General features: G+C 68.2%; 3 protein-coding genes. 2 read left to right on the top strand and 1 reads right to left on the bottom strand.

Annotated elements, in window-relative coordinates; all coding sequences use genetic code 11:
• Window positions 1-1,011 (top strand): M24B family metallopeptidase (locus VGF12_RS10315; protein ID WP_331175945.1); only part of this gene is annotated, 1,011 nt, incomplete at its 5' end.
• Between the two features lie 5 nt (window positions 1,012-1,016).
• Here the strand turns inward: VGF12_RS10315 and VGF12_RS10310 are convergent.
• Complete coding sequence (locus tag VGF12_RS10310; RefSeq protein ID WP_204743714.1) at window positions 1,017-1,325, bottom strand: hypothetical protein; 309 nt, start codon at window positions 1,323-1,325, stop codon at window positions 1,017-1,019.
• Between the two features lie 128 nt (window positions 1,326-1,453).
• Here VGF12_RS10310 and bfr point away from each other — a divergent pair, with 128 nt between their 5' ends.
• Window positions 1,454-1,930 carry a bacterioferritin gene (bfr, locus tag VGF12_RS10305; protein WP_331175944.1) on the top strand — a complete coding sequence of 159 codons (477 nt, stop codon included), beginning with the start codon at window positions 1,454-1,456 and terminating at the stop codon, window positions 1,928-1,930.
• Window positions 1,931-1,964 lie beyond the last annotated feature (34 nt).

The following is a 1,964-nucleotide window of genomic DNA, read 5'->3' as shown; positions in this document are numbered from 1 at the left end:
GCCATCCACGAGGGGCTGGATGCGAGGGTCGGCAACTGGCTGGCCAAGGTACGTGCGCGCGTGCGCTTCGGGGCGCTGTGCCCGGAGCAGCAGCGCGACCTGTGCGCCGTGCTGGACGAGATGCGCCTGGTCAAGGACGCGCACGAGCTGGACATCATGCGCCGCGCCTCGCGCATCAGCGCGCGCGGTCACATCCGCGCCATGCAGCGCAGCGCCGCCATGCTGCGCGCCGGGCAGGACGTGCGCGAGTACCACCTCGACGCCGAGCTGCTGCACGAGTTCCGCCAGGGCGGCTCGCAGTACCCGGCCTACGGCAGCATCGTGGCGGCCGGCGCCAACGCCTGCATCCTGCACTACCGCGCCGACGCCGCGCCCATCCGCGACGGCGAGCTGGTGCTGATCGACGCCGGCTGCGAGCTCGACGGCTACGCCAGCGACATCACGCGCACCTTCCCCGCCAATGGCCGCTTCACCGGTCCGCAGCGCGCGGTCTATGAGCTGGTGCTGGCCAGCCAGGAGGCGGCCGTGGCCGCCACCAAAGCCGGCGCGCGTTTCATCGATCCGCACGAGGCCACCGTCAAGGTGCTCGCCCAGGGCCTGCTCGACCTGGGCCTGCTCGACAAGAACAAGGTGGGCGCGGTGGACGACGTGATCGCCCAGCGCGCGTACTTTCCGTTCTACATGCACCGCACCGGCCACTGGCTGGGCATGGACGTGCACGATTGCGGCAGCTACGTCGAGCCGTCCGAGGTCGGCCAGGTCAGCGAGCGCCAGGACCCGCTGTCCGGCGAGACCATCAAGGACCGCCCGAGCCGCATCCTGCGCCCGGGCATGGTGCTCACCATCGAGCCGGGGCTGTACATCCGCCCCGCCGAAGGCGTGCCCGAGCGCTTCTGGAACATCGGCATCCGCATCGAGGACGACGCCGTGGTCACCGAAACCGGCTGCGAACTGATCACCCGCGACGTGCCGGTGGCGCCCGACGCCATCGAGGCCCTGATGCGGGGCTGAGCCGACTACTGCAGCGTGCGGTGCTCCGGCAGGAGGGGCATCAGCCCGGCGGCGGGCGCCGCGGCGCTGCCCAGCTCCAGCAGCCAACGCGAACTCAGCCGGCCCAGCAACACCCGCATGGGCCGCGACAGCGCCGGGTGCTGCGCCAGCTCGGTGAGGTTGCTCACCACCTTGCCGACCATCAGTTCGCGCTGGCACACCGGACCGCTGTGCTGGGCGCAACCGGTCATGAGCGCGAGCGTGCCGGCCAGCAGCGCCTCGACGGGCGGCAGGCTGTATTCCTCGTCGGCGTGGGTCGGAAAGGACGGCTTCATGGGGTGCTCCGGCGGTGACAGGCTGGCCATCATATGAGAACAATTCTCATTTGCAAAGGCCGCACCCCTTTTCCCCAGCGGCGATGGGCTCACAATCCCCCGGCCGCAACAACGACAAGGAGAGTCACATGCAAGGCGACAAGAAAGTGATTGCCCACCTTCAGGCGCAACTGAAGAACGAGCTGACGGCGATCAACCAGTACTTCGTGCACTACCGCATGCTCAAACACTGGGGCCTGGACAAGCTCGCGGGCAAGGAATACGAGGAATCGATCGGCGAGATGAAGCACGCCGACAAGCTGATGGACCGCATCTTCATGCTCGACGGCCTGCCCAACCTGCAGGACCTGGGCAAGCTCGGCATCGGCGAGGACGTGCCCGAGATCCTGCGCTGCGACCTCACGCTCGAGCAAGGCGCGCAGGTCACCATCAAGGAAGGCATCGCGCACTGCGAGGCCGTGCGCGACTACGTCTCGCGCGACCTGCTCCAGACCATTCTGGACGACACCGAGGAACACATCGACTTCCTGGAGACGCAGATCGAGCTGGTCGAGAAGGTCGGCCTGCAGAACTACCTGCAGAGCCAGATGGGTTCGGTGAGCTGAGGCGACTCAGGGGAGAAGCCGCCCGTCGGGCGGC

Source organism: Roseateles sp., assembly GCF_036404855.1.
Classification (GTDB): domain Bacteria; phylum Pseudomonadota; class Gammaproteobacteria; order Burkholderiales; family Burkholderiaceae_C; genus Pelomonas.
Note: the sequence above shows the minus strand (reverse complement) of the source record. Positions and strands in the feature narration are given on the sequence as shown.